Annotated in this window: 4 protein-coding genes; all 4 read left to right on the top strand. The window is 69.0% G+C overall.

Features of this window, described 5'->3' with window-relative positions; translation table 11 throughout:
- On the top strand, positions 1–937 hold a 937-nt coding region (locus VNO22_15045; GenBank protein ID HXG62684.1), incomplete at its 5' end, for an aminotransferase class I/II-fold pyridoxal phosphate-dependent enzyme.
- Positions 918–2,282: an adenosylmethionine--8-amino-7-oxononanoate transaminase gene (gene bioA / locus VNO22_15040; GenBank protein HXG62683.1), complete on the top strand. Its 1,365-nt coding sequence runs from the start codon at positions 918–920 to the stop codon at positions 2,280–2,282. The genes VNO22_15045 and bioA, both read left to right, overlap by 20 nt.
- A 9-nt stretch (positions 2,283–2,291) precedes the next feature.
- Positions 2,292–2,717 (top strand): hypothetical protein, encoded by a 426-nt coding sequence (locus VNO22_15035; GenBank protein ID HXG62682.1) that lies wholly within the window; start codon positions 2,292–2,294, stop codon positions 2,715–2,717.
- 84 nt (positions 2,718–2,801) lie between these two features.
- Complete coding sequence (locus tag VNO22_15030) at positions 2,802–3,467, top strand: response regulator (protein ID HXG62681.1); 666 nt, start codon at positions 2,802–2,804, stop codon at positions 3,465–3,467.
- The last annotated feature ends 183 nt before the right edge of the window (positions 3,468–3,650 follow it).

Here is a 3,650-nt window from a genome sequence, read left to right as displayed (position 1 = left end):
CCTCGGGATCGGCCGGGATCCCCGCCTCGCCGAAGCGGCCCGCCGGGCGGCCGAAGAGTTCGGCTGGGGCGCGGGATCCTCGCGGGCGCTGGCGGGCACGACACGGTGGCACGCGGCCCTCGAGGAGGCGGTGGCGGAATTCAAGGGGGCGCCGGCGGCGCTCGTCTTCTCTTCCGGCTACGCCGCCAACGTGGGCCTGATCACTTCGATCGCCGATCGGGAGACTCTGATCCTCTCCGACGCGCTCAATCACGCGAGCCTCATCGACGCCTGCCGCCTCTCCCGGGCGCGGGTGCGGGTGTATCCCCACCGGGACGCCGCCGCGGCGGCCCGTCTTCTGGCGGAGGAGGACGCTCCGCACAAGATGATCGTGACGGACACCGTCTTCAGCATGGACGGGGACCGGGCGCCCCTGGAGGAGCTCGGCCGCCTGGGGGCGGATCTCGTCGTGGACGACGTCCACGGCCTGGGCGTCTTCGGGCCGGAGGGGCGGGGAACTCTGGGGATTGCGGTCCAGACGGGCAATTTCTCCAAGGCGGCCGGCGGGGTAGGGGGGTTCGTCGTGGGGCCGGCGGATCTGGTGGAGCTCGTCCGGAGCCGCGCGCGGACGTTTCTTTTCACGACCGCGCCTCCGCCGGCGGCCTGCGCGGCGGCGCTCGAGGCGCTGCGGCTCATCCGGTCCGCGGACGAAGCCCGGCGCCGGCTGCGGGAGAACATGCGGCGGCTGGGTTCGGAGACGCCGATCCGGACCGTGATCCTGGGCGAAAACGAAGCCGCGCTGGGCGCGTCCGAACGGCTGCGGGAGCTGGGCTTTTTCGTCCCCGCCATCCGGCCCCCGACCGTTCCGCCGGGGACCGCGCGGCTGAGGATCACGGTGACGGCGATGCACGAACCCGAACATGTCGAGGCGCTTCTCGATGCCCTCAAAAAAATCTGATTCCTGGCGCGTGCGGGACCGCCGCGTTCTCTGGCACCCCTTCACCCAGCAGAAGCTGTGGATGGAGGAGGATTTCCCCGTCATCGTTTCCGGGCGGGGCCCGTATCTCGTGGACGCGGACGGACGCAAGTATCTGGACGGCGTCTCGAGCCTGTGGTGCAACATCCACGGGCACGCGCGGCGGGAGATCAACGCCGCGATGAAGCGTCAGCTCGACCGGGTGGCGCATGCGACGTTCCTGGGCCTCACGAACCCGCCCGCGATCGAGCTGGCCGAGCGGCTCGTCGAGATCGCGCCCCGGGGGCTCACCCGCGTTTTTTACTCGGACAACGGATCCACCGCCGTCGAGGTGGCGCTCAAGATGGCGTTTCAGTACTGGCGCCAGAACGGTCAGCCCGGACGCACGAAGTTCGTCACCCTGGACGCCGGCTACCACGGGGACACGGTGGGGGCGGTCAGCCTCGGCGGGATCGAGCTTTACCACGGCGTCTTCAAGCCGCTGCTCTTTCCGACGATCAAGGCCCCGACGACGTACTCCTACCGGTGCGACCGGGCCTCGACGCTGGCGGACTGCGGGAAGCATTGCATCCAGGACATCGAGGCGATCCTGCGGACCCACGCCCGCGAGGTGGCGGGGGTCGTGGTGGAACCTCTCATTCAGGGGGCCGGCGGCATGATCGTCCAGCCGCCGGGGTTTCTCACCGGGCTTCGCCATCTGTGCGACCGGTACGGCGTCTTTCTCATCGCCGACGAGGTCATGACGGGCTTCGGGCGCACCGGGAAGATGTTCGCCTGCGAGCATGAAGGGGTGACGCCCGACTTCCTGGCGATCTCCAAGGGCCTGGCGGCGGGATATCTTCCCCTGGCGGCGACGCTGACGACCGAGCGCGTCTACGAAGGGTTCCTCGGGGACGTCGAAGACCGCCGCACGTTCTTTCACGGCCACACGTACACGGGCAACCCGCTGGCGTGCGCCGCGGCGCGGGCGTCGCTCGATCTCTTCCGCAAGGACCGCGTGCTGGAGAAGCTGCCCCGGAAGATCCACCTTCTCGGGAATCTGCTCCAGGAGTTCTACGAGATCGAGCAGGTGGGGGACATCCGGCAGTGCGGGATGATCGCGGGGATCGAACTGGTGGAGGATCCCGCGCGCAAGACTCCGTTCGCCCCCGCACGGCGGATGGGGCACCGCGTGGCCCTCGAGGCCCGCCGCCGCGGCGCGATTCTGCGCCCGCTCGGGGACGTGATCGTGCTCATGCCTCCGCTTTCGATCTCCGAGCGCGAGCTCGAGCGGCTGGTCGGCATCGCCGTCGAATCGACGAAAGCGGCGCTCGCGGCGCCGGCGTGAGGGTGGGGCATGGACCGCGCCGCCGCCTTCCGGGAGCTCGAGGAAATCTATCGAGACCTCGATCGGGAGCTGGCCGCGCTCCGTCCGCGATGCGAGCTTTCGGGGCGGTGTTGCCGGTTCCGCGAATTCGGGCACGAGCTCTGGACCACGCCCATTGAGTTCGAATACCTCCTCCGGCATGCGCCGAGACCGTCTCCGCGGCCCGAGGGCGTCTGCCCCTTCCTTCAAGGGGGCTTGTGTGGAGTGCGTCCCTACCGCATGCTCGGCTGCCGTATTTTCTTCTGCGACGCGGGGTACGCCCCCGCCATGGGACCCCTCTACGAGCGCTATCACGCCCGGATTCGGGATCTCCACCGCCGCCATGGGGTCCCCTATCGCTACTTCGAATTCCTGTCGGCGGCGCGGGCGGCGGGCCTGGAAGCTTCAGGTTCGTAACGTTTTGCAACAATATTGAAAGATTCGCCCTCCTTCGCCCCGCGTTTCATCTGGCACGGAACTTGCGCTTCAGGGTCCGTGAGCATGAAACGTCCTGGGCGTCCCGGCGAGCGCGAAGACCTCGAATCGCGTCTTGGAGAGTGGGTCGAGGCGCTGGAGTCCGCCCGGGCGACCTTTCTGAACGCCTTCAAGGAGAGCGCCGGGGCCGTCCTGAAAATCGCGCGGGCGCTTCGGGAGGCGGACGCGGCGGCTCTTCCGGGGATTGCGGAGGCGGTTCGGGACGTGGAGCGCGCCCTGGAGGGGGATCGTCTCCGGGGGCCGCTGGACCGGCTGCTCGGGTGTCTGCGCGACGCATTGTCCGGACGGCGCAGCCCGGCGGGCCGGGCGCGGCGGGTGGCCCTTCTGGTGGAGGACGATGAGCTGCTCCGGCTTGTGGTCGAGCGGGTTCTCCTTCGGGAAGGGTTCGAGGTGGAAGCGTTCGGAGGCCCGGAGGCCGCTCTGGCCGAGGGAGAGGGGCCTTACGATCTGGCGATCGCGGACATCCGCATTCCCTCGGTGCGCGGGAAGGCGTTCGTGCGGTACCTGCGCCGGAGGCCCGGTCAGGAGGGAACGCCCGTCCTCTTTCTGGCCGTTCCGGAGGAAGGGCCCGGGGCCCCCTGGGGCGCCGACGCGGTCCTTTACAAGCCGTTCACGCCGCAGGAATTTCTAGACGCCGTGCGGCGGCTGATCCGCCGGCCCACCCCGAAATAGAGAGCTTCGGCGGTCCCGGTCCCGCCTTTCTATTGAGGGAGGCATGGGGCGCGGCTATAATTCAGGCAACTGCGGATTTTCCGGGCGATTGCGGATTCGGGAGCGTTTTCCACATAGAGCCGGGCGGGGAAGGGCCTTCCTGTCCCGGATACATCGAGGATGGGGAGTCGCGGATGACGGGAG

Source organism: Planctomycetota bacterium (assembly GCA_035574235.1).
Classification (GTDB): Bacteria; Planctomycetota; MHYJ01; order MHYJ01; family JACPRB01; genus DATLZA01.
This window is presented reverse-complemented; position numbering and strand designations above follow the sequence as displayed.

Excerpts from the sequence above, each read along its gene's own strand:
- bioA (HXG62683.1), top strand. The coding sequence starts at position 918 with ATGCCCTCAAAAAAATCTGATTCCTGGCGCGTGCGGGACCGCCGCGTT.
- VNO22_15035 (HXG62682.1), top strand. The coding sequence starts at position 2,292 with ATGGACCGCGCCGCCGCCTTCCGGGAGCTCGAGGAAATCTATCGAGAC.
- VNO22_15030 (HXG62681.1), top strand. The coding sequence starts at position 2,802 with ATGAAACGTCCTGGGCGTCCCGGCGAGCGCGAAGACCTCGAATCGCGT.